The organism is Caulobacter sp. CCNWLW153 (assembly GCF_036889365.1).
Taxonomy (GTDB): Bacteria; Pseudomonadota; Alphaproteobacteria; order Caulobacterales; family Caulobacteraceae; genus Caulobacter; species Caulobacter radicis.
Genome location: NZ_JBAKFV010000025.1, coordinates 14,887 through 41,280 on the forward strand (window position 1 = coordinate 14,887; position 26,394 = coordinate 41,280).

General features: G+C 69.9%; 26 protein-coding genes, 2 pseudogenes and 1 riboswitch. Of the genes and pseudogenes, 12 read left to right on the forward strand and 16 right to left on the reverse strand.

Going from position 1 to position 26,394, the window contains the following annotated elements:
• Positions 1–47 precede the first annotated feature (47 nt).
• The 4 genes and pseudogenes from V6S85_RS25485 to V6S85_RS25500 all read right to left on the reverse strand — a co-directional run bounded on the left by V6S85_RS25485 (position 48) and on the right by V6S85_RS25500 (position 2,189).
• A complete protein-coding gene (locus V6S85_RS25485; protein WP_334350674.1) occupies positions 48–809 on the reverse strand; it encodes a pseudouridine synthase in 762 nt (253 codons plus the stop codon).
• A gap of 4 nt (positions 810–813) precedes the next feature.
• A complete protein-coding gene (locus V6S85_RS25490; protein ID WP_442885736.1) occupies positions 814–1,857 on the reverse strand; it encodes a lysine-2,3-aminomutase-like protein in 1,044 nt (347 codons plus the stop codon).
• A gap of 56 nt (positions 1,858–1,913) precedes the next feature.
• Positions 1,914–2,048, reverse strand: a pseudogene (locus V6S85_RS25495) (hypothetical protein); the annotation flags it as partial.
• Between the two features lie 15 nt (positions 2,049–2,063).
• Complete coding sequence (locus V6S85_RS25500; RefSeq protein ID WP_279325507.1) at positions 2,064–2,189, reverse strand: hypothetical protein; 126 nt, start codon at positions 2,187–2,189, stop codon at positions 2,064–2,066.
• 128 nt (positions 2,190–2,317) lie between these two features.
• Between V6S85_RS25500 and V6S85_RS25505 the strand changes: the two genes are divergently transcribed.
• Positions 2,318–3,196, forward strand: coding sequence for a LysR substrate-binding domain-containing protein (locus V6S85_RS25505; RefSeq protein WP_116569189.1), 879 nt, complete (start codon positions 2,318–2,320; stop codon positions 3,194–3,196).
• Positions 3,197–3,199: 3 nt separating this feature from the next.
• On the opposite strand, the gene V6S85_RS25510 is transcribed toward V6S85_RS25505, so the two are convergent.
• Both V6S85_RS25510 and epmA read right to left on the reverse strand, forming a co-directional pair.
• A complete protein-coding gene (locus V6S85_RS25510; RefSeq protein ID WP_334350675.1) occupies positions 3,200–3,637 on the reverse strand; it encodes a VOC family protein in 438 nt (145 codons plus the stop codon).
• A gap of 229 nt (positions 3,638–3,866) precedes the next feature.
• Positions 3,867–4,919, reverse strand: coding sequence for an EF-P lysine aminoacylase EpmA (gene epmA / locus V6S85_RS25520; protein WP_334350676.1), 1,053 nt, complete (start codon positions 4,917–4,919; stop codon positions 3,867–3,869).
• A gap of 135 nt (positions 4,920–5,054) precedes the next feature.
• On the opposite strand from epmA, the gene efp reads away from it, so the two are divergent.
• A complete protein-coding gene (efp, locus tag V6S85_RS25525) occupies positions 5,055–5,621 on the forward strand; it encodes an elongation factor P (RefSeq protein WP_101719796.1) in 567 nt (188 codons plus the stop codon).
• Between the two features lie 217 nt (positions 5,622–5,838).
• Here the strand turns inward: efp and V6S85_RS25530 are convergent, their stop codons facing one another.
• Positions 5,839–7,302, reverse strand: coding sequence for a catalase (locus V6S85_RS25530; RefSeq protein ID WP_334350677.1), 1,464 nt, complete (start codon positions 7,300–7,302; stop codon positions 5,839–5,841).
• Positions 7,303–7,500: 198 nt separating this feature from the next.
• On the opposite strand from V6S85_RS25530, the gene V6S85_RS25535 reads away from it, so the two are divergent.
• A complete protein-coding gene (locus V6S85_RS25535; protein WP_334350678.1) occupies positions 7,501–7,911 on the forward strand; it encodes a MerC domain-containing protein in 411 nt (136 codons plus the stop codon).
• A 9-nt stretch (positions 7,912–7,920) separates the two neighbouring features.
• On the opposite strand, the gene V6S85_RS25540 is transcribed toward V6S85_RS25535, so the two are convergent.
• From V6S85_RS25540 to V6S85_RS25550, 3 genes are all read right to left on the reverse strand, one after another.
• Positions 7,921–9,759, reverse strand: a complete 1,839-nt coding sequence (locus V6S85_RS25540; RefSeq protein ID WP_334350679.1) for a glycoside hydrolase family 9 protein — start codon at positions 9,757–9,759, stop codon at positions 7,921–7,923.
• 111 nt (positions 9,760–9,870) lie between these two features.
• Positions 9,871–10,449, reverse strand: a complete 579-nt coding sequence (locus V6S85_RS25545) for a hypothetical protein (RefSeq protein WP_334350680.1) — start codon at positions 10,447–10,449, stop codon at positions 9,871–9,873.
• 280 nt (positions 10,450–10,729) lie between these two features.
• Positions 10,730–11,077, reverse strand: a complete 348-nt coding sequence (locus V6S85_RS25550; protein ID WP_334350681.1) for a putative quinol monooxygenase — start codon at positions 11,075–11,077, stop codon at positions 10,730–10,732.
• Between the two features lie 84 nt (positions 11,078–11,161).
• Here V6S85_RS25550 and V6S85_RS25555 point away from each other — a divergent pair, with 84 nt between their 5' ends.
• Positions 11,162–11,482 (forward strand): ArsR/SmtB family transcription factor, encoded by a 321-nt coding sequence (locus V6S85_RS25555; protein ID WP_334350682.1) that lies wholly within the window; start codon positions 11,162–11,164, stop codon positions 11,480–11,482.
• Between the two features lie 57 nt (positions 11,483–11,539).
• Positions 11,540–13,051 (forward strand): DUF885 domain-containing protein, encoded by a 1,512-nt coding sequence (locus tag V6S85_RS25560; RefSeq protein ID WP_334350683.1) that lies wholly within the window; start codon positions 11,540–11,542, stop codon positions 13,049–13,051.
• Between the two features lie 26 nt (positions 13,052–13,077).
• Here V6S85_RS25560 and V6S85_RS25565 read toward each other — a convergent pair whose 3' ends face one another.
• Positions 13,078–14,715 (reverse strand): pectate lyase, encoded by a 1,638-nt coding sequence (locus tag V6S85_RS25565; protein WP_334350684.1) that lies wholly within the window; start codon positions 14,713–14,715, stop codon positions 13,078–13,080.
• 500 nt (positions 14,716–15,215) lie between these two features.
• Here V6S85_RS25565 and V6S85_RS25570 point away from each other — a divergent pair, with 500 nt between their 5' ends.
• Positions 15,216–15,395 (forward strand): hypothetical protein, encoded by a 180-nt coding sequence (locus V6S85_RS25570; RefSeq protein WP_116489879.1) that lies wholly within the window; start codon positions 15,216–15,218, stop codon positions 15,393–15,395.
• Positions 15,396–15,478: 83 nt separating this feature from the next.
• Complete coding sequence (locus tag V6S85_RS25575) at positions 15,479–16,501, forward strand: sensor histidine kinase (protein ID WP_334350685.1); 1,023 nt, start codon at positions 15,479–15,481, stop codon at positions 16,499–16,501.
• Here the strand turns inward: V6S85_RS25575 and V6S85_RS26715 are convergent.
• Positions 16,482–16,623 (reverse strand): annotated as a pseudogene (locus V6S85_RS26715) (hypothetical protein); the annotation flags it as partial. The gene V6S85_RS25575 and the pseudogene V6S85_RS26715 sit on opposite strands and share 20 nt — an antisense overlap.
• 97 nt (positions 16,624–16,720) lie before the next feature.
• Between V6S85_RS26715 and V6S85_RS25580 the strand changes: the two are divergent.
• Entirely contained in the window at positions 16,721–18,667 is a 1,947-nt protein-coding gene (locus V6S85_RS25580) for a transglycosylase domain-containing protein (protein ID WP_334350686.1), read from the forward strand.
• A gap of 159 nt (positions 18,668–18,826) precedes the next feature.
• Here V6S85_RS25580 and V6S85_RS25585 read toward each other — a convergent pair whose 3' ends face one another.
• Both V6S85_RS25585 and V6S85_RS25590 read right to left on the reverse strand, forming a co-directional pair.
• Positions 18,827–19,489 carry an aspartate/glutamate racemase family protein gene (locus V6S85_RS25585; RefSeq protein ID WP_116569200.1) on the reverse strand — a complete coding sequence of 221 codons (663 nt, stop codon included), beginning with the start codon at positions 19,487–19,489 and terminating at the stop codon, positions 18,827–18,829.
• Positions 19,490–19,618: 129 nt separating this feature from the next.
• Positions 19,619–20,620: a D-cysteine desulfhydrase gene (locus tag V6S85_RS25590; protein WP_334350687.1), complete on the reverse strand. Its 1,002-nt coding sequence runs from the start codon at positions 20,618–20,620 to the stop codon at positions 19,619–19,621.
• 217 nt (positions 20,621–20,837) lie between these two features.
• Here V6S85_RS25590 and V6S85_RS25595 point away from each other — a divergent pair, with 217 nt between their 5' ends.
• From V6S85_RS25595 to ypfJ, 3 genes are read left to right on the forward strand one after another with little or no spacing between them, the layout of a single operon-like run.
• Positions 20,838–21,455 (forward strand): tetratricopeptide repeat protein, encoded by a 618-nt coding sequence (locus V6S85_RS25595; RefSeq protein WP_243410628.1) that lies wholly within the window; start codon positions 20,838–20,840, stop codon positions 21,453–21,455.
• Between the two features lie 43 nt (positions 21,456–21,498).
• A complete protein-coding gene (locus V6S85_RS25600; RefSeq protein WP_334350688.1) occupies positions 21,499–21,903 on the forward strand; it encodes a hypothetical protein in 405 nt (134 codons plus the stop codon).
• Between the two features lie 14 nt (positions 21,904–21,917).
• Positions 21,918–22,766 (forward strand): KPN_02809 family neutral zinc metallopeptidase, encoded by an 849-nt coding sequence (gene ypfJ / locus V6S85_RS25605; protein ID WP_116489885.1) that lies wholly within the window; start codon positions 21,918–21,920, stop codon positions 22,764–22,766.
• A 4-nt stretch (positions 22,767–22,770) separates the two neighbouring features.
• On the opposite strand, the gene V6S85_RS25610 is transcribed toward ypfJ, so the two are convergent.
• On the reverse strand, positions 22,771–23,541 hold the full coding sequence (locus V6S85_RS25610) for a hypothetical protein (RefSeq protein ID WP_334350689.1): 771 nt from the start codon (positions 23,539–23,541) through the stop codon (positions 22,771–22,773).
• A 56-nt stretch (positions 23,542–23,597) separates the two neighbouring features.
• Entirely contained in the window at positions 23,598–24,116 is a 519-nt protein-coding gene (locus V6S85_RS25615) for a RidA family protein (RefSeq protein WP_116569205.1), read from the reverse strand.
• Between the two features lie 124 nt (positions 24,117–24,240).
• Positions 24,241–24,346, forward strand: a riboswitch (TPP riboswitch).
• Positions 24,347–24,420: 74 nt separating this feature from the next.
• Between V6S85_RS25615 and thiC the strand changes: the two genes are divergently transcribed.
• Complete coding sequence (thiC, locus tag V6S85_RS25620; protein ID WP_058349554.1) at positions 24,421–26,259, forward strand: phosphomethylpyrimidine synthase ThiC; 1,839 nt, start codon at positions 24,421–24,423, stop codon at positions 26,257–26,259.
• Positions 26,260–26,394 lie beyond the last annotated feature (135 nt).

The following is a 26,394-nucleotide window of genomic DNA, read 5'->3' on the forward strand; positions in this document are numbered from 1 at the left end:
TTCCCGCCACAAGGGCGGGAATGACGGGCGGGGAGGGAGCGAGGGAACTACCCTCGGATCAGCGCCTCGCGCTCGGCGGGCGTCAGGGGGCGCCAGCGGCCTTCGGGCAGGTCGCCCAGTTCGATCGGGCCGACGCGATGGCGGAACAGGTCGATGACGTCCAGCTCCACGAGATCGCACATGCGGCGGATCTGGCGGTTGCGGCCCTCGGTCAGCACGAAGCGCAGGGTCTCCTGGCCCAGGCGGTCGACGACGGCGCGCTTGAGCTTGCGGCCGTCCAGCTCCAGGCCGTGACGCAGCCAGTCGATCTTCTCGCGGGTCAGTTCGCCCCGCACCCGGACGCGGTATTCCTTCTCCAGCGTCGACTCCGGCCCGATCACCGCCTTGGCCACCACGCCGTCCTCCGACAGGATCAAGAGGCCGCGCGAGTCCATGTCCAGGCGTCCCACCGGCGCCAGCTTGCTGTCGCGGCCGGGCACGGGGCCGGGCTGGCCGAACTGGGCGGCCCTGGTCAGCAGGCGCACGGCCGGGATCTGCTCGCCCTCGGGCTGGGACGAAACGATGCCGACTGGCTTGTGGATCATCACCGTCATCGCCGCGCCGAGCTTGGCGGTCGCGCCGTCGTTCAGCACCAGGGTCTGGCCGGGCAGGATCTTGCGGCCGGCGTCCTCGACGACCTCGCCGTCGATGGTCACCAGGCCCTGGCCGATCAGGGCCTCGGCCTCGCGGCGCGAGCAGACCCCGCTCTGGGCCAGCCACTTGTTGACGCGCTGAGGCTCGGCCTCGTCGTAGGTGCGGGTCCAGGCCATGGGATCAGTCGGCTTTCGGGGGATAGGCGTGGGTCTGGCCGCGCGGGTCTTCCACCGCGCCGGCGTCCAGATAGTTGGGACCGATCGGAACCTTGCCGTGGCCGTCGGGGATGTCGAGCACGTAGGTCGGCTGGCACAGGCCCGAATAGCGGCCGCGGATGGCCTTCATCAGCGCCTGGCCTTCCTCGACGGTGGTGCGCAGGTGGCTGGTGCCGGGGGCCAGGTCGCCCTGGTGCAGGTAGTAGGGCTTCACCCGCGTCTCCACGAGCGCTCGCATCAGCGCGCCCAGGCTTTCCGGATCGTCGTTGACGCCCTTCAGCAGCACGGTCTGGCCGATCATCGGCACGCCAGCGTCGACCAGGCGCGCGCAGGCGGCGCGGGCGGCCGGCGTCAGCTCGCGGGCGTGGTTGGCGTGCAGGGCCACATAGACGGCCTTGCTTCCGCGCTTCAGCGCCGCCACCAGTTCGGGCGTCACCGCTTCCGGATCGACGGAGGGAATACGCGTGTGGAAGCGCACGACCTTGACGTGCTCGATCGCTTCCAGCCGGTCCATCAGGTCGGCGATGCGGCGCGGCGACAGCACGAAGGGATCGCCGCCGGTGACGATCACCTCCCAGATCTGCGGGCGGGCGGCGATGTAGGCGAAGGCCGCGTCCAGCTCGGCCGGCGACAGGGTCTTCAGGCCCTCGGGGCCGACCATCTCGCGCCGGAAGCAGAACCGGCAATAGACCGCGCAGGTGTGGGTGGGTTTCAGCAGCACGCGGTCGGGATAGCGGTGGACGATCCCCTCGACCGGGCTGTGAGCGAAGTCGCCGATCGGGTCGGCGCGTTCGGCGGGCAGGGTGACGAGTTCGGCCTCGTCGGCCACGAACTGGCGGGCGATCGGATCGAACGGGTCGGCCTCGTCGATCAGCTGCGCCATGTCGGGCGTGATGGCCACCGCGTACTGGGCGGCCACGCGCTCCAGCGCCGGCAGGCGGTCGGCGGCGACGAGTCCGGCGTCGGCCAGCGCGCTGGCGCTGCGAAGGGTCTTCTTGGCGGCGATCATGATCGCTGCGGGATATGCGCCGAACGGGCGTGGTTGGCAAATGCGGTCCCCCTTGCTCCCGTCATTCCCGCCCTTGTGGCGGGAACCCCTGGTTCCGCTCGCACGTGAAGCGCAAGCGGATCGCCGGCGATCCGCCCCAACTGCACCTGCGGCTGACAGAGGGGTTCCCGCCACAAGGGCGGGAATGACGGGAAGAGAAGAGGGAGCTACCGCGGGCTATGCACCGGCACGCTGCCGGGCCAGGGCTCGGGGCTGAAGGGCGAGGAGGGCGCGCGGTCGAGCGCGCCCATCAGGGCGAGCGCCAGGGCGCCGCCGGCGAGCAGCAGTTTCATCGTCTCATTCCTGTTAGATGCGGTCGAAGGGGAGGGCGGCCGCAGGGAGACAATCCCAAATCCAGGTCAGCTTTACGAACGATGCCTTCTGCGCCAAGTTGTGAGCCTGGCTAACAGGTGAGGTACGCGTGCGGCTTCCGCCCTTCAGCTCCCTGGTCGCCCTGGAGGCGGCCTATCGTCATCGCGGCTACAGCCGCGCGGCCGACGAGTTGCATGTCACCCACGGCGCGGTCAGCCAGCAGATCCGCAAGCTGGAGGAAGAGCTGGGCGCGGTCCTGTTTCGGCGCGAGGGCAACGACATGGTCCCCACGCCCACCGCCCGGCGGCTGGCCGAGCATGTGGCCGAGGCGCTGGCGATCCTGCGGGCCGGCGTGCAGACCGCGCGACAGACCCTGGCGGGGCCGCTGGTGGTCAGCGCCACCTCGGCCTTCGCCAGCCGCTGGCTGGTGACGCGCCTGGCCCGCCTGGCCGCCGACACCGGCGAGGCCGACCTGCAACTGCGCATCGAGGACCGCAAGGCCGACCTGCGCACCGACGGCGTCGACATCGCCCTGCGCTTCGGGCGCGGGCCCTGGGAGGGGCTGGAGTCGATCCCGCTGCTGGGCGAGCGGCTGTTTCCGGTCTGCTCGCCGGGCTTTCTGGAGCGACACCCGATGAGCGGTCCGGCCGACCTCCTGACCGTGCCGCTGCTGCGTCATACCGGCGTGCACTGGGCCGTCTGGTTCCGGGGCATGGGCCTGGAGCCGCCGGCGATGATCACCGGCATCGCCTTCGACGACACCTCGGTGATGCTGGACGCCGCCGCCCAGGGGATCGGCGTCGCCCTGGCCCGCGAAGGCCTCTCCGAACGCGACCTGCGCGACGGCCGGCTGGTGCGGCCCTTCGCCGGCGAGGTCGAGGTCGAGACCGGCCACCACGTCGTCTGGCGCGCCGACGCGCCCCGGCTGGCGCGGATTCTCAAGGTGCGCGACTGGCTGCTGGCCGAGGTGGGGCGGGAGGCGTGCTGAGCGCTAGCCCGGCGTCCAGTCCGCGCCAGGGATGGTGTTGACCATCCACGGGATGCCGAACTTGTCGCTCAGGCTGCCGTAGCCGGGCGACCAGAAGGTGGGGGCGAAGGGCATGCCGACCTTGCCGCCTTCGGACAGCGCCTCGAACACCCGCTTGGCCTCGACCGCGTCCTCGGTGTGGAAGGTGACGTCGAAGCCGTTCTTGGGCTTGTCGATATTGGGCGCGAACTCGGGCGGCATGTCGGCCCCCATCAGCGACTGGTCGCCGACGTCGAGCCAGGCGTGCATCAGCCAGTCCTTGTATTTCGCATCGACCGGCATGTCGGCGGGGCCCTCGCCGAACGGAAAGGCGGCCGTGACCTTGCCGCCCAGAACCTTGGCGTAGAACTCGAAGGCCTGGCGGCACTCGCCCTGGAAGCTCAGGCTGGTGACGATCTTCATGGCGTCCTCCCTGGACATGTTTCCTTTGGGGAAACTAGCGCAGGAGAACGACGATCTGTCGATCACGCTCCCCTATTATCCCGTCATTCCCGCCCTTGTGGCGGGAACCTCTCTGTCAGCCGCAGGTGCGGAGGGGGCGGATCGCCAGCGATCCGCTTGCATCTGCCTAGAAAGCGGAACCAGGGGTTCCCGCCACAAGGGCGGGAATGACGGGAGAGGGAAGGGGCGCTCAGACCTCCGCCACCGGAACCCACAGCACCTCGTCGATGCGCCGCGCGCCCGTGGCCAGCAGCACCAGGCGGTCGAAGCCCAGCGCCGAGCCCGCCGAGGCCGGCATGTGTTCCAGCGCGGCCAGGAAGTCCTCGTCGATGGGATAGCGCTCGCCGTAGACGCGCTGCTTTTCGTCCATCTCCGCGATGAAGCGGCGGCGCTGCTCGGCCGCGTCGGTCAGCTCGCCGAAGGCGTTGGCCAGCTCCACGCCGCAGGCATAGAGCTCGAAGCGTTCGGCCACGCGCGGATCGCCCGGCTTGGGGCGAGCCAGAGCCGCCTCGGCCGTGGGGTACTCGCACAGCACCGTGGGGCGGCCGATCCCGAGGTTGGGCTCGACCTTCTCGACGATCACCCGGCTGAAGACGTCGGCCCAGGTGTCGTCGGCCGAGACCCGGATCCCGGCCGAGCTCGCCGAGGCCGCCAGGGCGTCGCGGTCGGTCTGGCCGCCTTCGCCCAGGCTGACCAGCAGGTCGACGCCGGCGTGACGCCTGAAGGCGTCGGCCACCGTCAGCCGCTCGGGCGCGGCGAAGGGATCGCAGTCCAGGCCCCGGAAGCTGAACAGCGTCGTGCCCGCCGTCCGCGCCGCCAGGGCCAGCAGGACCGCGCAGTCGTCCATCAGGGCCTCGTACGGCTCGCCGACCCGGTACCACTCCAGCATGGTGAACTCTGGATGGTGCAGCGGCCCGCGCTCGCGGTTGCGCCACACCTTGCCCAGGCTGAAGATCCGCTGCTCGCCCGCCGCCAGCAGCTTCTTGCAGGCGAATTCCGGCGAGGTGTGCAGGTGCAGCGGCGCGCGCTGGCCCGACAGCGAAACGGCCTCCGTAGAGAAGGCGTGCAGGTGCGCCTCGTTGCCGGGCGAGACCTGCAAGGCCGCCGCGTCGATCTCCAGGAAGTCGCGGCCGCCGAACCAGTCCCGCACCGCCGCCGCGATCCGGTTGCGGGCCAGCAGGAACGGACGGCGGTCCTGGTGCTTGCCGGGGCTCCACCAGGGAGAAGGAGAGGGGGCTGACACTTTGGCTCTCGGCGGCTCGAAACGACGGAAGGGCTGGCGATCTAGCCCCGTTCGCTATAGAGGGGCACACGGATTCATCTGCAATATACGCGCGCGCGGTCAACGCGCCGTCGCCCGATCTTCAAGGACTCTCACGTGAAGGTAGCCGCCAGCTCGCTCCGCAAGGGCGCCGTCGTCGACATGGAAGGCAAGCTCTATGTCGTCCTGACCGTCGACAACATCCACCCCGGCAAGGGCACCCCGGTGACCCAGCTCAACATGCGCCGCATTAGCGACGGCGTTAAGGTGTCGGAACGCTACCGCACCACCGAGCAGGTCGAGCGCGCCTTCGTCGACCAGCGCAACCACACCTTCCTGTACCAGGACGGCGAAGGCTTCCACTTCATGAACCCGGAAAGCTACGACCAGCTCGTGGCCACTGAGGACGTGATCGGCGACGCCGCGCCCTACCTGCAGGAGAACATGACGGTCCAGCTGTCGACCCACAACGACGTGCCGATCGCCATCGAACTGCCGCGCACCGTGGTCCTCGAGATCGTCGAGACCGAACCATCGGTGAAGGGCCAGACCGCTTCGTCGTCGTACAAGCCGGCCGTGCTCAGCAACGGCGTCAAGACGACCGTGCCGCCCTACATCACCGTGGGCACCCGCGTGATCATCCTGACCGAAGACAACAGCTATCAGGAACGCGCCAAGGACTGATCGTCCTTCGCGGCCTGGAATTGAAAACCCCGGCGACCGAAAGGCCGCCGGGGTTTTTCTTTTGGACCTCCCCCCTCTGCGAGCATCCCCGCGAAGGCGGGGGCCCAAGCTGAGCCAGCGAGGAAGGGCGCGGGCGTGCGCGTCTGCAAAGGCCGCTTGGATCCCCGCCTTCGCGGGACTGAGCGGATTTGTTGGATGCCGCGTTTCGCTCGCCCAGCTACTCGGCCGCCGCGACCTGGGGCGGGGCCAGGCGCGAGAGGGCCTCGGCCACGCCCGCGCCATAGGCCGGGTCGGCCTTCGTGCAGTTGGCGATGTGCCGCTGCTGGATGTCGGCGCTGGCGCCGCCCAGCGAGCGGGCGGTGTTGTCGAACAGGGCCTGCTTCTGCCCGGCGTCCATCAGCCGGAACAGGTCGCCCGGCTGCTGGTAGTGGTCGTCGTCGACGCGGTGGTCCCAGTGGGCGGCCGCGCCCTCGATGGCCAGCGGCGGTTCGGCCATGTGCGGATGGTCGATCCATTCGCCCCGGCTGTTGGGCCAGTAGGTCGGGGTGGCGCCGAGATTGCCGTCGACCCGCATCGCCCCGTCGCGGTGATAGCTGTGATAGGGGCATTTCGGCGCGTTCACCGGGATGTGGACGTGGTTCACGCCCAGGCGATAGCGCTGGGCGTCGCCGTACGAGAACAGGCGCGCCTGCAGCATCTTGTCGGGCGAGAAGCCGATGCCGGGCACGATGTTGGCCGGCGTGAAGGCGGCCTGCTCGACCTCTGCGAAGACGTTCTGCGGGTTGCGGTTCAGCTCCAGCACCCCGGCCTCGATCAGCGGGAACTCGCCCTTGGGCCAGACCTTGGTCAGGTCGAACGGGTTGAAGCGGAAGGTCTTGGCCTGGGCGTCGGTCATGATCTGGACGTAGAGGGTCCAGCGCGGGAACTCGCCGCGCTCGATGGCCTCGAACAGGTCGCGCTGGCTGCTCTCGCGGTCCTTGCCGACCAGGACCTCGGCCTCGCCGTCGGTCAGGTTCTCGATCGGCTGCTGGCTGCGGAAGTGGAATTTCACCCACACCCGCTCGTTGGCCGCGTCGATGAAGCTGAAGGTGTGGCTGCCAAAGCCGTGCATGTGGCGATAGTCGCGCGGCAGGCCCCGGTCGCTCATCACGATCGTCACCTGGTGCAGGGCCTCGGGCAGCAGGGTCCAGAAGTCCCAGTTGTTCTGGGCGCTGCGCATGCCCGTGCGCGGGTCGCGCTTGACCGCGTGGTTGAGGTCAGGGAAGCGCAGCGGATCGCGGAAGAAGAACACCGGGGTGTTGTTGCCCACGAGATCCCAGTTGCCGTCCTCGGTGTAGAACTTCACGGCGAAGCCGCGGATGTCGCGCTCGGCGTCGGCCGCCCCGCGCTCGCCGGCCACGGTCGAGAACCGCAGGAACACCGGCGTCTCCTTGCCCACTTCCGAAAACAGCCTGGCCTTGGTGAAGCGGCTGATGTCGCCGGTGACCGTGAAGGTCCCGTAGGCGCCCGAGCCCTTGGCGTGCATGCGCCGCTCGGGGATCACCTCGCGGTCGAAATGGGCCAGCTTCTCCAGCAGCCAGATGTCCTGCAGCAGGGCCGGACCGCGCGGGCCGGCGGTCTCGATATTGACGTTGTCATGGACGGGCGCGCCGTTGGCGCGGGAAAAACGGGCGTCCGACATGGCGGTCTCCGGCGGTGTTGCGTGGCGGCGAGACTCGCCGATGGCGCCGGTCGCGGGCTTGAACGATCGCGTCGTTCAGAAGGTGCAAGTCGGGGCGAGGCGTAACGTCGCTATGGACAAAATTCGCCGCCCCGCCCTTGACCTGGTGTTATGTAATAACATCTAAGTCGCCTCGACCGTTCGCTACCGGAGTACCCCATGGCTCGCCACAACCACCTGCAACGGGGTCTCGACGGCGCTGCGATCGGCCTTTCGGGCCTGTGCCTGGTGCACTGCCTGGCGCTGCCGGCCATGGCCGCCCTGTTGCCGCTGGCCGCGAACCTGTCGCACGCCGAGTGGCTGCACCCGCTGTTCCTGGCCATGGCCGCGCCGGTCTCGGTCTTCGCCCTGGCCCGCTCGGGCAACTGGCGGCGTCCGGGCATGGTGGCCCTGGCGGTCGCCGGCCTGTCGTTGATGGCCGTGGGGGCTTTCGTCCATATGGCCGATTGGGCCGAGGCGGCCCTGACCAGCCTGGGCGGCCTGGCCCTGGCCGGCGTCCACCTGCTCAACGCGCGGATCTGTTCGTGCGCCGAGCAGGCCGAGTGCGCCAAGCTCGAGCCGGCGGCCTAGACGCCGCGCCTACGTCCCCTCGTCCAGGAACGCCGCCACCCAGAAGAACGGTGCGTTCCAGTTCACGGCGACCTCGTTCTGGGTGAAGGCGTCGATGCTGTCGGTCCAGCAGGTCTGGGCGGCGCACTTGCCTTCCATCTTCTTGGCGATCTCGTCGCTGAAGGCGGTGTTGTTGGGCCCGCCCGAGATCACGCCGGGCGGCGGGGCGGGGTACTTGCCCTTGCCGACCCAGAAGCGGTGGTGCGGATGCTTCATCGGCCGCGCGCCCCAGCCGGTGACGTAGGATTGGTCCAGCGGGTTGCGGCCCAGCACGTAGTCCATGGCGTCGGCCGCGGCCTGGCGATAGGCGGCCTTGCCGGTGAAGTCGAAGGCCAGGCCCAGCACCATGGCGCGGTTCATGACCACGCCGTTCGAGCCCCAGACATAGCGCGTGCCCGCGTCCGGCAGGCGATAGCCGGCCTGCAGGTCCTCGGCGGCGTAGCGGTCGGCGGCGGCGACCAGGCCGGCGCGGGCGGCCTCGCGCGCCTGGGCCGGGACCTTGTCCGACAGGGCCAGCGAGATCACCCCCAGGGTCGAGGTCGAGCCCCAGCCCGGCGCCTCGGCCGGCTTGCCGGCGGCCGGCATGTAGGGCGAGGCGGTGACGACCTCGCCGTAAGATCCCTCGCCGGTGGTCGCCCACAGCTCGGCGGCGGCCCAGAACAGCTCGTCCGACAGCTCGCCGTCGCCATAGCCGCCCCCGCCATTGAACTGGCTGTGGGCGTAGACCTCGGGATTGCGCCGCGCGGCGTCGAAGGCGGATCGGGCGACCTTCAGGCAGCGGGCCGAGAAGGCGGGGTCGACGTCCTTCCACACCCGCGCGCACTGGGCGGCGACGGCGGCAAGGTTCAGCGTCGCGCCGGTGGTCGGGTGGTAGAGATAGCGCGGGGCCGGATCTTCATGCGGGGCGGTGGGCACGCCGGTCCAGTAGGCGTCGGTCAGCTTCTGGTGGGCCATGCCCGAGGCGTCGACATCGGTCAGCGCCAGCTGCCCCTGGCCCTGCTTGCCGATCGGCAGGGCCATGGTCGTTCCGGGCGGAACCTGCATGCGCAGCAGGAACTCCAGCTCCCAGCGGGCCTCGTCCAGCAGGTCGGAGACGCCGTTGCCGGCCTCGGGGATGCGCTGGGCGCCGTCGGCGAAGTCGGGCGTCTTGCCGCGGGCCGTCAGCCGCTCGTGATAGTTGACCAGCGTCCAGACGGCGATGCCGCCGTTGACCACGTACTTGCCGTGGTCGCCGGCGTCGTACCAGCCCTTGCTGGCGTTCAGCTCATAGCCGCAGCCGGCCCAGACCTGGCCGCGCTGGTCCTGGCCGTTGAAGCAGGTGGCGCGGTCGGGGGCGTGGGCGGCTGGGCGCGCCAGCTTGGGATCGTCGCCGAACCGCGCCTCGACCGCGACGCCGCTGCGGTTCTGGTAGAAGAAGGCCAGGGCGTCGCGCTTGAGCCGCGCATAGGGATGGGCGTCGATCGCGAACGGTCGGCTGGCCCGCTGGCCGACCTTCAGGCGGTAGCCGTAGCCGGCCGGCGCAGCCGAGAAATCGATCTGGTGCAGGCTTTCGCCCGAGGCGGCGTCGGGACCGACCACCTGGGTCTGGCCCTTGGCGACCACGTGGCCGTCCTTGTCCTCCAGCGTCCAGGCCAGGGGCGTCGTCGAGGTCTCCGGCAGCACCGCCAGCTTGCCCGCGCTTTCCAGCACGCCGACCTGGTTCAGGCGGATCGGCGCGATCGGTTCGGCCGCGAGGCCGGGCGAGGCGAAGGCGGCCAAGGTGGTCAGCGCGGTCGCCGCCAGCAGGGCGGGCATCGAACGGTGCGGCAAGGGTTTCCTCCGGGACGCGAAACAGATGGGCGTCTTTTCGCGCCCCGGCGAGACCCTAGGCGATATCTGACAGCGTTGTCACGTGCTGGCGCGCCGAGCCCGCCGTCGACCCTAGTAGCCCACGAACGGCAGCGAGGAGTGGTGCACGATGATCCGCACCACGCCGCGGTCGTCCTTCTTGAACACCCAGGTCTTGTCGACCACGGTCAGGGTGTCGTTCTTGTCGCGCAGTTCCAGCTTGCCCATCGTGCTGGCCACCGAGCCGTTGATCTGGATGCCGACCGGCTTGTAGGCCACGCTGCGCCACGGCAGCAGGGCGAACCCGTCGTCATAGGGATAGGCTTTGTCGTGACCGACGAAGTAGGCCAGGGCGCCGACCTTGGTCGTGCGGAAGGTCTGCGGCTCGCGTGTCAGGGTCGGCTTGAACAGCACCGGACCGAGTTGATAGCCGTAGGCCTTGTCGATGAAGTCGCTGGCGACGACCTTGGCCTTCTCGAAGTTGTTCTCGTTCTCGTAATAGGCGACCGAGATGGACACCAGGCCCTTGCCCCAAGCCTCGGCGGCGGCGCGGACCTCCGCTTCGGAGATCCGTGGAAGAACCTGTTGCGCGGCGGCCGGCGCCGACGCGCCCGCGATGGCGGCCAGGGCGACGGCCGAGGCGATCAGGGAGCGGCGAGTGGTCGAAGTCATCGGGTCGTACCTCCATTGGAGAACGGCGGCCGACATCGACCGCGCGCGGTTGGCTGGACGCGGACGCTGACTGCTTACTGGGTCCTCCGGGCGCGAAGGGCGTCCTCGAAGACGGCTGGCGCGATGGGGGGCGGCCGCGCCGCCCGCCCGGGGACGGGCGCGCTGTCGCCGGCATGACTGGATGGTCGCCCCCCGAAGGCTCCGTCGGCACCTTCGGGAGAATTCATCGATTTTGCAATCTGTGAATGTATTGCGCGCGACTGCACCCAGCCGTGCGTCGCTAGGCGGCCGGGCTGCTCATCCGCAGCCAGCGGACCTCGAGCTCACCGTCCAGATAGTCGGCGCGGTCGGCCAGGAAGCCGAGGATGCAGGGCTCTTCGAAGTGCTTCAGCAGGGCGGCGCGGTCGCTCCAGGCCTCGTAGAACACGAAGAGCGCGCGGTCGGCCCGGTCACGATGCACGTGATAGGCCACGCAGCCGGTCTCGCGCCGCGTCGGCTCCACCAGCGACACCAGCCGCGCCTCCAGGGCGTCGGCCATGCCGGGGCGGGCGCGGGCCGTGCCGACCAGGGCGTAGGGGCCGGTCTCGCCGGCGTCGGGCAGGGGCGGGCCGAAGGGGGTGTTGGACATGCTGGGCCTCGTAGGTAAGGATAGGTGCTTACCTAAAGCGCTTTGGAGGTAAGGTTCAATTCTTACCTTTGTGATGGAGACCCGATGCCCGACGCCGACGGCCACCCCGAACCCGAGGAAATGCAGCTGGGCGCCCTGCTGGCCGCCCTGGCCGATCCGCAGCGTCGCCGCGTCGTCGCCGAGCTGGTCCGCGCCGAGCCGTCGACCGAGCGCACCTGCGTCTCCTTCGGCCTGCCGGTCAGCAAGGCCTCGCTGACCCACCACTTCCGGGTGCTGCGCGAGGCGGGCCTGATCCGCCAGGTCGACCGCGGCAACAGCCGCGCCGCCCAGCTGCGCCGCGACGAGATCGAGGCCCGCTTCCCCGGCCTGCTGGCCCTGGTCGCGGCCGAGGACCAGCCCCTCTAGACACCGGTGTCTTTCCCGCTACGACAGGGGGTAACGAGACAAGAGGGAGGCGGCCGGATGATCGATCGTCGCGCGATGATGCTGCTGGCCGGCGCGAGCCTGGCCGCCGGTCCGGCCTTGGCCCAATCTGGGAGAGAGGACGGCGACGCGGCGCTGAAGAGCCTCCTGAACGGCTTCGCCGGTGGCGGGACCGCCGCCGATAGGCTGAAGGCCCTGGCCGCCCTCGATCCCCAGGCCCTGTCGCCCAAGGCTCGCCTTGACTACGACGCCGTGCGCCTCGCCACGCAGGCAGAGGCCGAACTGGTGCGCCGCTTTCGGTTCGGGGCGGGCGTCGCGGGGCCCTATGTCGTCACCACGCGCTCGGGCGCCTGGCAGAAGGCCGCGGACGCCAAGCCCGAGGCCGTGGCGGCCACGGCCAAGCGCCTCGAAACCGAGACCGCCCAGATCCGCGCCGACGCCGGCCGGGGCGTGATCCCGCCGGCTTTCCTGATCGCCCGGCTTGAAACCGGCCTCGCCGAGGTCGCCGGCAAGGCCGCGACCGAGATCGCCGCCGCGCTCGCCCGCCAGAGCGAGGTCCTGGCCGCCCTGAAGTCCCGCGCGGGAACGGCCGCCGGCGTCCGCTTCAAGGACCGCGAGGCCTATTACGCGGCGATGCTGAAAACCCAGCTCGGCGCGCCCATGCCTCCTGCCGAGGCTCGCCGCCGGCTGGACGAGGCCATCCGCGCCTTGCACGCCCGCGCCGACGTCCTTCTGAAGGCGCAGGGCCTGACCCAGGGCGGGGTAGGCGAGCGCCTGCGGGCGCTGATGGCCGACGAGCGCTTCCTCTACACGGACGACGACGCCGGCCGCGATCGCGCCATCGCCGACATGGCCCCGTGGCTGGCCAAGGCCCGCGCGCGCCTGCCCCAGGCCTTCGGAAACCTGCCTGGCGCGGTCGACGCCGTCTCGGTGCGGCGGATGTCGCCCGCCGACGAGGCGGCCGGCCGACAGGGCTATCGCGACCTGCCGTCGGCCGACGGGGCAAAGCCCGGCGCCTACTATGTCGACCTCAAGCGGATCCGCGACCGGCCCAGCTGGAGCCTGCCGGCCGTGGTGCATCACGAGGTGCTGCCCGGCCACATGTTGCAGATCCCCAAGGAGGCGCTGTCGGGCGCGCATCCCTATCGTTCGCGCGTGGCCTGTCCGGCGGCGATGGAGGGCTGGGCCGTCTATGCCGAGCACCTGGCCTGGGAAACGGGCGCCTTCGACGGCGAGCCGCTGGCCGAGATCGGCGGCCTCTACTGGATCCTGTTCCGCGCCGCCCGCGCCCGCATGGATCTGGGCGTCCACCTGGAGGGGTGGACGCCTGAAAAGGCCATGGCCTTCCTGGCGGACGTCCAGGGATCGCCGGTGATCTTCGCGCCCTTCGCCCAGGAGGTCGAGCGCGCCGCCATCGCCCCGGGCGCGGCGGCTGGGCAGGGGATGTACTGGCTGGAACTCTCCCGTATGCGTCGCGCCTGGGGCGGCACGCTGCGCGAGTTCCACGCCCGGGTGCTGGATCGCGGGACGCTGCCGCTGGCGATGCTCTAAATCCTCCCCCCGAAGGGGGAGGATCGTTACGCCGCTCCGACGTACTTCAGCAGCGTGACCATGTTCTCGATGTAGCTGCCCGTGGAGATCCCGATCTTCGGCTTGTCGGTCACGTAGGGCGAGGTGTCGGAGGCGTCGCCGACGTGGGTGCGGCTGAAGTCGCCCGGGGTCGGGGTGGGCGAGCCGTCGCCGATATAGGGATTGCTGGTCGCCTTCAGCTCGGTCGGCCACCAGCCGGCCTCGTTGAGGGCGGCGATCAGGCCCGCGGCCTTGTCCGGCGCGCCGGCGGTCGCGTCGCCCTTCACGGCGCCGACGTTCAGGTCCGAAACCGAGACGTCCTTGAGGGTGTAGTATTTCGGCAGCGCCTGGCGGCCGCCCTTCAGCGGCGAGGCCTTGCTGGCGACGTCCGGCGGGGTGGCCTTCAGGGTCTCCAACCGCTTGCGCAGGGCTGGAATGTTGACGCCCCGGAACGACGAGTAGTGCGCCACCGTGTTCTCGGGATTTCCATCGACATAGTAGCGGCCGTTGACGACGTTGCTGCCGGTGCGGTGCACGAACAAGGGCTTGTTCGTGCCGATCTCGACGAAGGTCGGGAACTGGCGGCCCTTCTGGTGTTCGACGGGCAGCCTGGTGGTCTCCAGCCAGTCGAGGGCCTCGCCCAGGCGCGCCAGGTACTTCGGATCGCCCGTCAGTTCGTAGAAGCCCATGCAGGCGGTGATGTTGGCCGCGGTGGTATGGGTGGCGAAGGCCTCGGGCTCGTAGGTGCGCGCGCCTGACGGCTTGAGGTCGGAAACCTTGTGCTGCAGGCCCCAGCCGGCCTGGGGCAGGGGCTGCTGGCAGGCGACGAAGCAATCCATGGCCTTCTTCACGGCCGGCAGCACGCGCGGATCGCCCAGCGCCTGCCAGACCATCAGCAGGAACTCGATGTTCTCGCCGGCCACGTCGTCGTTGAAGGTGATGTAACCGGTGTAGTCAGGCCGGCCGTGGTGGTGGAACTCGTCCTTCAGCGGGAAGCGCTGGGGCCAGCCGCCGACCGGGTACTGGCTGTCGAGGACGAACTGGATGGCCTTGTCCAGCGCCGGCTTGAAGGCCGGATCCTTCTTCTCGACATAGAGCCGCAGCAGGAACTGCGAGCTTTCGGCCGTGCCGGCGTCGTCGAAGGTGGCGTTGCCGTAGTAATGCTGGAATTCCTCGAGCCGCCAGCCGTTCTTGCCGATGGTGTCGTACCACTTCCTGATCGACGGCTCGCCGGCCAGGTCGCCCAGATAGTTCCAGCCGCCGGCAGGATGCTGGATCTTGATCAGGGCGCTCGCCACCTGCTTGGCGGCCTCGTAGTAATACTCGTCGCCGGTGGCGTGATAGGCGTCGAGGAACAGGTGGCCCATGGTCGCCGTGCCGGGCGGCTGCACCCAGATCATCGTCGGATAGGCCTCCATCTCGCCCCAGCGGCGCGAGAAGTCGGGCAGGTAGCTCCAGACGTAGCCGCCCTGGTAGGCGACCTTCTCGACCATGAAGGTGGTCGCCCGCTTCATCGTCGCCAGCGCCGCTTGCCTGGTCGGCGCCTCGGCCGCCAGGGCCTTGAAGGGCGCGAGACCCGCCGAGGCGGCGAAGGCGGCCGCGGTGGTCGCCAGCAGGCGGCGGCGGGAAAGGGGGCTGAGCGGCATCGACGCGATAACTCCAGAGCGGGCGGGCGCGACGCGGAGACGCAGGCGGCTGGGTCCGGAGGCTGGTCGCGACGCTCGTTTCCAAGCTGCGCCTTGGTTTCCTTCCCCGTCGAGGCGAAGGCCTCGAATCCTTGCCGCCGTTGGCCCGGCGCGTATCTGAAGAGCACAATGTCCACCGGTGTCATGCTTGGCAAGCGCCCTGTTGGCGAGGCGGCGCCGAATTTCCCCTGAGACGTGTGCGACAGGCCGCCGCGTTGTCTCAGGAGGCGATATCCAACAAATGACCCCCATCGGTTCATGAGGCGACGCCGCCGCGCCGGAAAGGCAGCGGGCGACGCCGTCCTGTTGGGGAACAGGACGACACCCCCGGGTCCTATGGCCCGGGGGTGTTTTCATATGTGCTTTCGCACTTAACCAGCTGAGAGCGTTAACAAAACCCTTCGGCCTGCGTCGCGCGGTCGCATGGAGAACGACGTTCATTCGCAGTAAAGAATCAAACCATGCCGAGCCAAAACGATCATCTCAGGGAAGCCGAACGGCTGGAGCGTCAGGCCGAGATCGCCGACAGCGCCCACGCCCGCGACGCCCTTCGCCGCATGGCCCAGACCTCGCGCATCACCGCCGCGATGGTCGGACTGATGGAAGCCTGCGCCGAGGACGCCCCCGCGGCCGCCTGCTGAGGCCGATCCTTCGAGGACGCCCTGACGATCGTAGCGGCCTCGCGCAACTCGGGCTCCGCAAGGGGCCGGGCGACGGAGGGGGCATGGGGCAGGACCGTACGGACGATGGCGTGCTGGCCAGCGCCGGCGCCTATTTCCACAGCGTGCTGGAAGCCAGCCAGGACTGCATCCGCGTGCTCAGTCGCGCCGGCCTGATCGAATACATGAACCTGCGCGGCCGCGAGCTGTTCGAGATCGACGATTTCGAGGGCCGAAACCGCCATCGCTACTGGCCCGACATGTGGCCGCCCGAAAGCCGTCCCGCCGTCGAGGACGCCCTGAGCAAGGCCCTGGCCGGCGGCTCTTCGTCGTTTCGCGCCCTGTGCCCCACCGCCAGGGGCAATGTCCGCTGGTGGGACACCACGGTTTCCCCGGTGCTGGACGAGGCGGGCAGGGTGGTGCGGGTGCTGGCCGCCTCGCGCGACGTCACCGCCGCCATGCTGGCCGAGCGCCACCGCCAGCTGCTGGTCAACGAGCTCAATCACCGGGTCAAGAACACCCTGGCCATCGTCCAGTCGATCGCCGCCCAGTCGCTGCGCAACGCCGGCGTCGATCCGGCCGTGCGGCGGGCCTTCGAGGGCCGGCTGATGGCCATCGCCGCCACCCACAACGTGCTGACCGACGAGAACTGGGCCGCCGCCAGCCTGCGCCAGATCGTCGAGGGCTCGGTGCGTCCCTATCGCAACGCCGACCACGAGGTGGCGGTCGACGGACCCGACCTGATGGTCTCGCCCAAGCCGGCGGTGGTCATGGCGCTGGCCTTCCACGAACTGGCGATCAACGCCCTGAAGTACGGCGCCCTGTCGGTTCCCGGCGGCGAGGTCGAGGTGCGCTGGACCTCGCAGCCCTGCGCGCGCCTCCTGGTCACCTGGACCGAGCGCGGCGGCCCGCCGGTGGCGCGGCCTTCACGGCGCGGCTTCGGCTCGCGGATCATCGAGCTGGCCCTGGCCAGCGAACTGGACGGCGAGGTCGAGCTCGACTACCGGCCCGAAGGGCTGGTCTGCACCCTCCGCGCGCCGCTCGGGGCGCTCGACCGGGTGGACGCCTTCATGGCGCTGCACGCCTGAGGGGGAATCGCCTGCCCGCGCCGGAGACGAAAACCTCGTCCTTCGACAGGCTCAGGATGAGGTTTTTCGACCGCCCCAAGCCGATGAGTGGTCCTCATCCTGAGCTTGTCGAAGGACGAGGGCCACGCACCGAGCCGGAAACCTCCGGCCTGCTGTGACGCTTTCCTGCCGCAAGTTCTTGCCATTCAGGCGAGGGCTGAAACAGGAAACGGGGGCCGAGTGGCCGATTTCGACTGGCGATCCTGGACGGTGAAGGCGCGGCATGTCGTCTTGACCGTGACCGCCTTCGTCGCCGCCAGGGCGCGCGGCCTCGTCGCCTTCCTCCGTCGCCATCCGCGCTGGATGGGCTTCTTCGGCCTGGTCTTCGCCGCCCTGCTGGCCGCCTTCGTCTGGATCGGCGTCAGCCTGCCGCTGTCGCGCTCGCTGGAGCCGCTGGACAGTCCGGCCGTCGTGTTGCTGGACGCTCAGGGCAAGCCCTTCGCCCGGCGCGGGGCCTACAAGGAGGCGCCCGTCGTCGTCGCCGACCTGCCCAAGTACGTGCCCGACGCCTTCATCGCCATCGAGGACCGGCGTTTCCGCCGCCACTTCGGCCTGGATGTGTGGGGCATGGGCCGGGCGGCGGCGGTCAATATCAAGGCCGGCAAGGCCCGCGAGGGCGCCAGCACCATCACCCAGCAGCTGGCCAAGAACGCCTTCCTCAGCAACGAGCGCACGCTTCGCCGCAAGGCGCAGGAGGCGGTTATCGCCGTGTGGCTGGAACTGCGCCTGTCGAAGGACGAGATCCTCGCCCGCTATCTGTCGAGCATCTATTTCGGCGACGGGGTCTATGGCCTGGGCGCGGCCTCGCGGCACTATTTCGGCCGTCCGCCCGAGAAGCTGACCCTGGGCCAGGCCGCGATCCTGGCCGGCATGGTCAATGCGCCCAGCCGCCTGGATCCCGTCGACAACCCCAAGGCCGCCGCGGCCCGCGCCGACCGGGTGCTGGCCGACATGGTCGAGGTCAAGTTCATCACCCCCGAGCAGGCCGCCAATGCACGGGGCGCCCGCGCCCGGGCCACACGCGCCAGCCTGCCGGTCGGCGGCTATTTCGCCGACTGGGTCTCGCCGCAGATCGCCGACGCCTTCGAGACAGCCCGCTACGGCGAGGTACGCGTGCCGACCACGCTCGACGGCCGCCTACAGCGCCGCGCCGAGCAGGCGGTCAACAACGCCCTGGCCCGCTCCGGAACCCGGCTGAAGGCGGGGCAGGCGGCGCTGGTCGCCATGCGCCCCGACGGCAAGGTGGTGGCCATGGTCGGCGGCCGTTCCTACGCCAAGAGCCAGTTCAACCGCGCCGTCCAGGCCAAGCGCCAGCCGGGCAGCGCCTTCAAGCTGTTCGTCTACCTGGCCGGCCTGCGCGACGGGGCCCGGCCCGACATGCGGGTGGTCGGCGATCCGGTCACCATCGACGGCTGGACGCCGCGCAACTACGAGGGCGGTTCTGGCCAGGACCTGACCCTGCGCGACGCCTTCGCCCAGTCCAACAACATCATCGCCGCCCGCATCTGGCAGACGGCCGGCGGCGAGGCGGTGGTCCAGGCCGCCCGCGACTTAGGCGTCACTTCGCCGCTGAAGGCCACGGACGCCAGCCTGTCGCTGGGGGCGGCCGAGACCACGCTGCTGGAGCTGACCTCCGCCTACGCCGCCGTGGCCTCGGGCCACATGCCGGTCGCGCCCTACGGCCGGCCGCGCAAGGAGGGCGAGGCGCCCCCGCCCAGCCGCCAGCTCGACACCGCCCAGCGCGCGGCGCTCTACGAGCTGCTCGGCGCGGTGGTCGAGGAAGGCACGGGCCGCGCGGCCCGCACCGGCCAGCTGACCTACGGCAAGACCGGCACCACCCAGGAGCACCGCGACGCCGTCTTCGTCGGTTTCACCGGCGACCTGGTGGTCGGGGTGTGGGTCGGCAACGACGACCACTCGCCGATGAACGGCGTCACCGGCGGCGGCCTGCCGGCCCAGATCTGGCGCGACTTCGTTGGCCAGGGCCTGAAGGCCGGCCTGATCGCCCGCGACCGCGCCCCGATCCCGCGCGTGCAGCCGCCGTCCGAGGAGGAGGGGCTGGAGCGTGAGTTGGAACAGGACCTCGGCGGCATCCCGCGCTGGCTGCGGCGGATCTTTGGGGGGTGAGTTGATCGCCCTCTCCCGGAGGGGAGAGGGAGGGGCCCAGGCGAAGCCTGGGAGGGTGAGGGGTGACAACGTCTGACGTCGTGCCGGCACGCCGGCGACTGTCCCTGACCCCTCATCCGGCGCTTCGCGCCACCTTCTCCCTTCAGGAAGAAGGGAGGTTTACCGGCAAACCTCCACGCACCGCTTGGCCAGCGCCTGCGTCGCGTCGACGAACGGCACGGTCAGGTCGTCCTGGCCCAGGACCAGCGGCACTTCGGTGCAGCCGGCCACCACGGCCTGCGCCCCCAGTCCCACCAGCCGGTGCGCCAGCGCCGCCATGGTCTGGCGCGAGGCGTCCGACAGGTCGCCGCGCTTGATGCGGTAGAGCAGGGCCATGAACTCGACCTGCTCGTGGTCGCCCAGCGTGACGGCCTCCAGCCCCAGGTGCGCGAGCCGGTCGCGATAGATCGAAAGGCCGCCGGCCGTGCCCAGCACGCCGATGCGGGTCGCGCCGCCGGCGCGGGCGGCCTCCACCGCCGTCTCCGGCAGGTCGATCAGCGGCAGACCGCTGGACTTCACCTGCTCGGCGAAGGCGTGGGCGGTGTTGCAGGCGATGGCCAGAACCTGCGCGCCCGCATTGCGCAGCCCCGCGGCCATGGCCGCCAGCACGGGGCCGGCCGCGTCGCCTTCGGTATTGCGGTCGGGGATCTTCGGATTGATGTCGACCAGCACCCGGATGTGGTCCTGCTCGCGGACCACGGGCGTGGCGGCCTGCAGCTTGGCCAGGAAGTCGAGGGTGGCGGCCGGACCCATGCCGCCCAGCACGCCGAGGACCTTGCTCATCGGGTTTCCTTTGCCAACACCTTGCGTGGTCCTCGTCCTTCGACAGGCTCAGGATGAGGACCAGATCCAACGCCATGATCAGTAGAAAACCTCATCCTGAGCTTGTCGAAGGACAAGGTTTTCGGCTCCTCAGCCCAGCGCCCGCTCCAGCACCGACTGGTAGCCGAACAGCCCCTGGGCGCCGCCAGTGTGCAGGAACACCACCCGCTCGCCCTTGAACGCGCCCTTGCGGGCCTGGTCGATCAGGCCCTTCATCGCCTTGCCCGAATAGACCGGATCCAGCAGCAGGCCCTCGGTGCGCGCCGCCAGCGCCAGGGCGTCGATCACGCCCTGGTCGACCAGGCCATAGCCTTCGCCGACATAGTCGCAGTCGGCCACGATGGCCTCGCGCCGCACACGGCCGGCCGCGCCGATCGTCTCTGCGGTGGCGACCGCCAGGTTGAAGACGTTCTCTTCCTGCTTGGCCTTGGGCGCGCGCACGCCGAAGCCGAGGATGGGCACGTCGACCGACAGCGCCGAAAAGCCGGCCACCAGGCCCGCATGGGTGCCGGCGCTGCCGGTGGCCGTGACCAGGCGGTCGATCTTAAGGTTCTGCGCGTCGGCCTGCACGACCAGCTCACGGGCGCAGTCGACATAGCCGAGCGCGCCCACCGTGTTGGAGCCGCCGCCGGGGATCACATAGGGCTTGCCGCCGCGCCGGCGGACGATCTCGGCGGTCGCTTCCAGTTCCTCGTTCATGTCGGTCCCGCCCGGCACGAAGCGGATCGCCGCGCCCATCAGCCGGTCGAGCAGCACGTTGCCGTTGCAGACATAGTCGCTGGCCTTCGAGCCGGTGCGCTCCTCGAGAATGACTTCGGTCGAGAGGCCGTAGCGAGCTCCCGCCGCGATGGTCTGGCGCACGTGGTTGGACTGCACGGCCCCTTGCGTCACCAGGGTGTCGGCGCCCAGGGCCAGGGCCTCGCCGAGCAGGAATTCCAGCTTGCGGGTCTTGTTGCCGCCGCCGGCCAGGCCCGTGCAGTCGTCGCGCTTGACCCACAGGTCGATCCCGAGTTCCGCGCCCAGGCGGGGCAGGGGCTCAAGCGGCGTCGGCAGGTGGGCGAAGCGGGCGCGGGGAAAGCGGGCCAGGTGCATGCGGGAACTCCGATCCGGACGCCTGGAGATAGGCCGCGCGAGAGCGGCTGGCAAAGCGTTTCGGCGAGGCGGCGGGCCCAAACGGTGCTATGCTGGCGCTCGCCCGGCGGCCTCGACGTCGGCGGGCGCAAAAAGCCTGTCCCCGCGTACCCGCGGCTTGGTTTTCTCCATCCCCGCGGGCCCGTCGGAAGGCCGGGCGGACGTTGGGAGAAAACGCATGAAAGCCAAGATCCTCAAGTCTCGGCCACCGCTTCGCATCGGCCGCACCGGCGCGCGCACCTTGCGCGGCTGGATCCTCGGCGTCGCCGTGTTGGCGATGCTGCCGCCAGCCGCAAACGCGGCTGGTTCCGTGCTGATCATCGGCGGCGGCATCGCCAAGGACTGTTCCGAGGCGGTGATCCGCGGGCGCTACGACAACGACACCATGCGGCTGTGCACCACGGCGCTGGAGATCGAGACCCTGTCGCTGGGCGACCGGGCCCGCACCCTGGTCAATCGCGGCGTGATCCAGCTGCGCCGCCAGGCCTATGTCGAGGCGCGCGCCGATTTTGACGCGGCCGGCCGTATCGAGCCGAAGCTGGGCGAGGTCTATGTCAACCGGGGCGCGGCCCTGGTGGCCGAGGATCGTTTCGCCGAGGGGCTGAGCGAGATCGACCGGGGCCTGGCCCTGGGCGTCGAGAAGCCCGAGCGCGCCTACTACAACCGCGCCCTGGCCCACGAGAACCTCGGCGACGTCAAGGCGGCCTATTACGACTTCCAGCGCGCGGCCGAGCTCGATCCGAAATGGGCGGCGCCGAAGGAGGAGCTGGCGCGTTTCTCGTTCAAGAGCCGCTGAGGCCGCGCTTTTCCGGCGCGCGGGGCGGCGACGGAGGCGTGGCATGAAGCGGTTGCTGGCGGGAACGGTCGCGGCGGGTCTGGCGCTGGCGGCGAGCGCGGCGAGCGCCCAGACTGACGCGGGCCTGGCCGATGCAGGCCTGGCCCAGGAGCGCGCGGCCGCTCGTATGGAGATCGAGGCCCTGCGCCAGCAGCAGATGGAGCAGGCCCGGCAGGCCCAGGCCGCCCGCGATCGCGCGGCGGCGGCCCAGACCCTGCGCTCGTTGCAGGCGCAGGCAAGCGCGCCCGGCCAGCCCTATCGTCCGCCGCCGGCCGAGGTCCTGCCCGAGCGGGGCGATCCGTCAGCGGGGCTGTCGCTGCGGCTGGATGAACTGGACCGCTTGACCGACGCGCGGCTGGCGCGGAGCAATGAGGTGCTGCGGGCCATCAAGCCCGCTTCGGATCGCTAGAGGGTCTTGCGCGCATGGAATGGGAAGGCGGCCGGCAGTCCGGCAACATCGAGGACCGGCGCGGACTCGGGCCCGTGGCGGCGGCCGGCGGCGGCATCGGAGCCCTAGTGCTGGCGGCGGTGGGCTATTTCGTGTTCGGCGTCGATCCGCAGACCACGTTGAACGCCGTCGAGGGCGTCCAGGCGCCCGCGGCCCAGCAGCAGGAGGGCCGGCGCGGCTCGGTGCAGGACGAGGGCGGCCGCTTCGTCGACGTCATCGAGACCTCCAACACCGACGTCTGGGGGCCGATCTTCGCGCGGTCGGGCGGCCGCTACGTCCCGCCGACCTCGGTCGTGCTCTATGACGACCAGACCGGCACCGGCTGCGGCCTGGGCCAGTCGGCCATGGGGCCGTTCTATTGTCCGGCCGACCGCAAGGTCTATCTCGACCTCAGCTTCTGGAACGAGCTGGAGAGCCGCTTCGGCGCCAAGGGCGAGTTCGCCCGCGCCTATGTGATCAGCCACGAGATCGGCCACCACATCCAGAACCAGTTGGGCGCCACCCGCCAGGCCGATCGCCTGGGCCGTCGCGGCGCCGAGAGCGGCTCGGTGCGGCTGGAGCTGCAGGCCGACTGCTACGCCGGCGTCTGGGCCCGCCACGCGCCCGAGGTCTCCAGCATCCGCATCACCCGCGCCGACGTCGAGGACGGCCTGGGGGCGGCGGCCGCCGTCGGCGACGACGCCATCCAGTCCAAGGCGCAAGGGCGGGTGATGCCCGACAGCTTCACCCACGGCACCAGCGAGCAGCGCATGCGCTGGTTCGGCAAGGGCTACGACGCCGGCAAGCCCGCCGCCTGCGACACCTTCGCGACGGACGACCTGTAGGGGCTCAGGCGGCCGCTTCGCCCGGCCGGGGCCGCCGCAGTTCCCGGTAGATCGCCGCCAGCACCAGCCACGACAGCACGCCGGTGAGCGCGTGCATGGTCGAGGTGATCGTGGGATGGAACCCTATCGGTTTCATCATCAGCGCGAGCAGCGCGGCCCGGATGGCGTGAAGGATGATGATGAACACGACCAGGCCCAGCTGGATCCAGAACAGCGGCCAGCGGTGGCCCCTGGTCAGTTGCAGGGCGCGGCCCAGGGCCTGGCGCGGCGACCTCGTCTCGGTGACGGCGATGGCGGCGGCTGGGCCGATGAAGGCGTAGATCGCCAGGCCGACGACCTCGGCCGCCAGGCCCAGCAGCAAGCTGGTCATCGCCATGTCCTTCAGCGTCGCGTCCGGCGCCTGGATCATCGCCGCCAGACCCGTCGAGGCGATGGCCGGCAGGCTGATGATCGCCGCCATCAGGTAGATCGCCGGAAAGCTCGACAGGGCCGCGCTGGCCGCCGACGATACGGACCGCTGCGCCAGCACGAGATGCAGGAGCGCGCCGCCGACCAGCGATCCCAGCGCCAGGCGGATCAGCGAGCCCGCCGTGTCCGCCGCGATGGCGTGGGCGACAGGCGCATCGTCGAGGTTCGGCAGGCGGCCGAGGGCCAGGTCGAGCACGGCGCGCGCCAGCACGTACACCACCGTGATCGCCAGGATGCCGACCCCATGGGCCTTCAGCATGCGGCCCAAGGCGCCGAACATGCCGGCGATCGAAAAGCGGTCGTCCATGATTCCCCCGTCACGGTCAGGCTAGGGGGAAGGCGCCGCCTTGAGAACCAGCGCCCCTACTTCTGCGGAACATGGGCGATGACCTGGATCTCGACGATGCCGCCGGGCGCCAGCACGCCCGATGTGCCGACGGCCGTCCAGGCGGGGCTGGGGCCCTTGATGAACTCGCTCTTCACGGCGTTGATCATGGCGATCTGCTCCCAGCGTGGGGCCGGCTGGTCGGGGCCTTCCCAGACGTGGAAGCTGTTGATCATCGCCACGTCGTCGAAGCTGGCGCCGGCGGCCTTGAGCGTCGCGTCCAGCGCCTTGAAAGCCCGCCGGACCTGGGTCTTGAACGCCTCGGCGTCCGTACCCTCGCCGGGCGCGCGCCCGACGATCACACCCGAGACGTAGAGCGTGTCGCCCACGCGCCGCGCCGGCGCGTACTTGATCTCGTCATAGGCCTTCTGGTGCTGGGCGTTGGGGATGATCACCTCGCCGCCGGAAGAGGGGATCTTCTTCGGATAGGTCTCCTGGGCCAGGGCCGGCGTGGCGAGCAGGGCGCAGAGCGCGGGCAGGATCAGGCGGCGGATCAAGGCGGACCTCCGAAAGAATGGCGTTCTCTGATCGACGCTTCAGCGGGCGAGGGTCCAGTGAATTTCCTGTCACCCGCGCCGCGCCACGGGCTCTTGACCCGCGCGTCAATCCTCCTAGTGTCCGCCCTGTTCACCGGGGGGTCGCTGTCGCGGCTGAGATTGGGCTTGAGCCCTGACCCGTCGAACCTGATCCGGGTCATGCCGGCGAAGGGAGGGAACGCGGTCCGGGAGCGTATAGTCCAGGCCGTAAGACCGACTTAGCTCGACACGTCCGGGTCTCTTCAGTGCTTGAGGAGCCCGCAACATGAACGCCCAAACCCCCATCCTTCCGGCGACCGGCGACGTCGCCACCGGCCCCGTGCCGGGATCGCGCAAGGTCTACCAGGCCGGCGAGATCTTCCCCGACATCCGCGTGCCGTTCCGCGAGGTGGCCGTCCACCCATCGGCCAACGAGCCGCCGGTGACCATCTACGACCCGTCCGGCCCCTACACCGACCCGAACGCGACCATCGACATCGCCAAGGGCCTGGACCGCGCCCGCGACGCCTGGGTCGTGGCCCGCGGCGACGTCGAGGTGGTGGCCAATCCGCGCGAGGTGAAGCCCGAGGACAACGGCTTCGCCCAGGGCAAGCACCTGGCACCGCAGTTCCCCGACAACGGCCGCAAGATCTATCGCGGGACCCAGGGCAAGCTGGTCACCCAGCTCGAATACGCCCGCGCCGGGATCATCACCGCCGAGATGGAATACGTCGCCATCCGCGAGAACCTGCGCCGCGAACAGACCCGTCCGTGCGTGCGCGACGGCGAGGATTTCGGCGCCTCGATCCCCGACTTCGTGACGCCCGAGTTCGTGCGCCAGGAAGTGGCTCGCGGTCGCGCCATCATCCCGGCCAATATCAACCACGGCGAACTCGAGCCGATGGCCATCGGCCGCAACTTCCTGGTCAAGATCAACGCCAACATCGGCAACTCGGCCGTGCTCGGCACCGTCGCCGAGGAAGTCGACAAGATGGTCTGGGCCACGCGCTGGGGCGCCGACACGGTCATGGACCTGTCGACCGGCCGCAACATCCACAACATCCGCGACTGGATCATCCGCAACAGCGCCGTTCCGATCGGCACCGTGCCGATCTACCAGGCGCTGGAGAAGGTCGGCGGCGTGGCCGAAGACCTGAACTGGGAGGTCTTCCGCGACACTCTGATCGAGCAGGCCGAGCAGGGCGTCGACTACTTCACGATCCACGCCGGCGTGCGCCTGCCGTTCGTGCCGATGACCGCCAAGCGCGTCACCGGCATCGTGTCGCGCGGCGGTTCGATCATGGCCAAGTGGTGCCTGGCCCACCACAAGGAGAACTTCCTCTACGAGCGCTTCGACGAGATCTGCGAGATCATGCGCGCCTACGACGTGTCGTTCTCTCTGGGCGACGGCCTGCGTCCTGGCTCGACCGCCGACGCCAATGACGAGGCCCAGTTCTCCGAGCTGCGCACCCTGGGCGAACTGACCAAGGTGGCCTGGAACCACGGCGTGCAGGTGATGATCGAGGGGCCGGGCCACGTGGCCATGCACAAGATCAAGGCCAACATGGAAGAGCAGCTCAAGCACTGCCACGAGGCCCCCTTCTACACGCTCGGTCCGTTGACCACCGACATCGCCCCTGGCTACGACCACATCACCTCGGCGATCGGGGCGGCCATGATCGGCTGGTTCGGCACGGCGATGCTCTGCTACGTCACGCCCAAGGAGCACCTGGGCCTGCCCGACCGCAACGACGTGAAGGTGGGCGTGGTCACCTACAAGCTGGCCGCCCACGCCGCCGACCTCGCCAAGGGCCACCCTGGCGCGTCGATGCGTGACGACGCCATCAGCCGGGCGCGGTTCGAGTTCCGCTGGGAAGACCAGTTCAACCTCGGCCTCGACCCCGAGACCGCCCAGGCCTTCCACGACGAGACCCTGCCCAAGGAGGCGCACAAGACCGCGCACTTCTGCTCGATGTGCGGCCCGAAGTTCTGCTCGATGAAGATCAGCCAGGAAGTCCGCGACTTCGCCGCCGCCCAGGCGCCGAACACGGCCGAGCTTGGCATGGCCGAAATGAGCGAGAAGTTCCGCGAGCAGGGGTCTGAGATCTACCTGAAGACGGAGTGATCGTAGCGGCCGGCGAGGCTCGTTCTTCGCCGGCCGTCTTGATGCCCAAGCTGCGGTCGGCTCAAGGTGGGCGAATGAGGTCGTTCCTGTTCGCCGTCGCCTTGGCCGCCGCATCGCCGGCTTCGCCCGCCCGGG

Excerpts from the sequence above, each read along its gene's own strand:
- thiC (WP_058349554.1), top strand. The coding sequence starts at position 24,421 with ATGAACGCCCAAACCCCCATCCTTCCGGCGACCGGCGACGTCGCCACC.
- V6S85_RS25575 (WP_334350685.1), top strand. The coding sequence starts at position 15,479 with ATGGGGCAGGACCGTACGGACGATGGCGTGCTGGCCAGCGCCGGCGCC.
- V6S85_RS25610 (WP_334350689.1), bottom strand. The coding sequence starts at position 23,541 with ATGGACGACCGCTTTTCGATCGCCGGCATGTTCGGCGCCTTGGGCCGC.
- V6S85_RS25565 (WP_334350684.1), bottom strand. The coding sequence starts at position 14,715 with ATGCCGCTCAGCCCCCTTTCCCGCCGCCGCCTGCTGGCGACCACCGCG.
- V6S85_RS25590 (WP_334350687.1), bottom strand. The coding sequence starts at position 20,620 with ATGCACCTGGCCCGCTTTCCCCGCGCCCGCTTCGCCCACCTGCCGACG.
- V6S85_RS25600 (WP_334350688.1), top strand. The coding sequence starts at position 21,499 with ATGAAGCGGTTGCTGGCGGGAACGGTCGCGGCGGGTCTGGCGCTGGCG.
- V6S85_RS25490 (WP_442885736.1), bottom strand. The coding sequence starts at position 1,857 with ATGATCGCCGCCAAGAAGACCCTTCGCAGCGCCAGCGCGCTGGCCGAC.
- ypfJ (WP_116489885.1), top strand. The coding sequence starts at position 21,918 with ATGGAATGGGAAGGCGGCCGGCAGTCCGGCAACATCGAGGACCGGCGC.
- V6S85_RS25585 (WP_116569200.1), bottom strand. The coding sequence starts at position 19,489 with ATGAGCAAGGTCCTCGGCGTGCTGGGCGGCATGGGTCCGGCCGCCACC.
- V6S85_RS25485 (WP_334350674.1), bottom strand. The coding sequence starts at position 809 with ATGGCCTGGACCCGCACCTACGACGAGGCCGAGCCTCAGCGCGTCAAC.
- V6S85_RS25530 (WP_334350677.1), bottom strand. The coding sequence starts at position 7,302 with ATGTCGGACGCCCGTTTTTCCCGCGCCAACGGCGCGCCCGTCCATGAC.
- V6S85_RS25595 (WP_243410628.1), top strand. The coding sequence starts at position 20,838 with ATGAAAGCCAAGATCCTCAAGTCTCGGCCACCGCTTCGCATCGGCCGC.
- V6S85_RS25560 (WP_334350683.1), top strand. The coding sequence starts at position 11,540 with ATGATCGATCGTCGCGCGATGATGCTGCTGGCCGGCGCGAGCCTGGCC.
- V6S85_RS25535 (WP_334350678.1), top strand. The coding sequence starts at position 7,501 with ATGGCTCGCCACAACCACCTGCAACGGGGTCTCGACGGCGCTGCGATC.
- V6S85_RS25555 (WP_334350682.1), top strand. The coding sequence starts at position 11,162 with ATGCCCGACGCCGACGGCCACCCCGAACCCGAGGAAATGCAGCTGGGC.
- V6S85_RS25510 (WP_334350675.1), bottom strand. The coding sequence starts at position 3,637 with ATGAAGATCGTCACCAGCCTGAGCTTCCAGGGCGAGTGCCGCCAGGCC.
- V6S85_RS25550 (WP_334350681.1), bottom strand. The coding sequence starts at position 11,077 with ATGTCCAACACCCCCTTCGGCCCGCCCCTGCCCGACGCCGGCGAGACC.
- V6S85_RS25500 (WP_279325507.1), bottom strand. The coding sequence starts at position 2,189 with ATGAAACTGCTGCTCGCCGGCGGCGCCCTGGCGCTCGCCCTGATGGGC.
- V6S85_RS25545 (WP_334350680.1), bottom strand. The coding sequence starts at position 10,449 with ATGACTTCGACCACTCGCCGCTCCCTGATCGCCTCGGCCGTCGCCCTG.
- V6S85_RS25570 (WP_116489879.1), top strand. The coding sequence starts at position 15,216 with ATGCCGAGCCAAAACGATCATCTCAGGGAAGCCGAACGGCTGGAGCGT.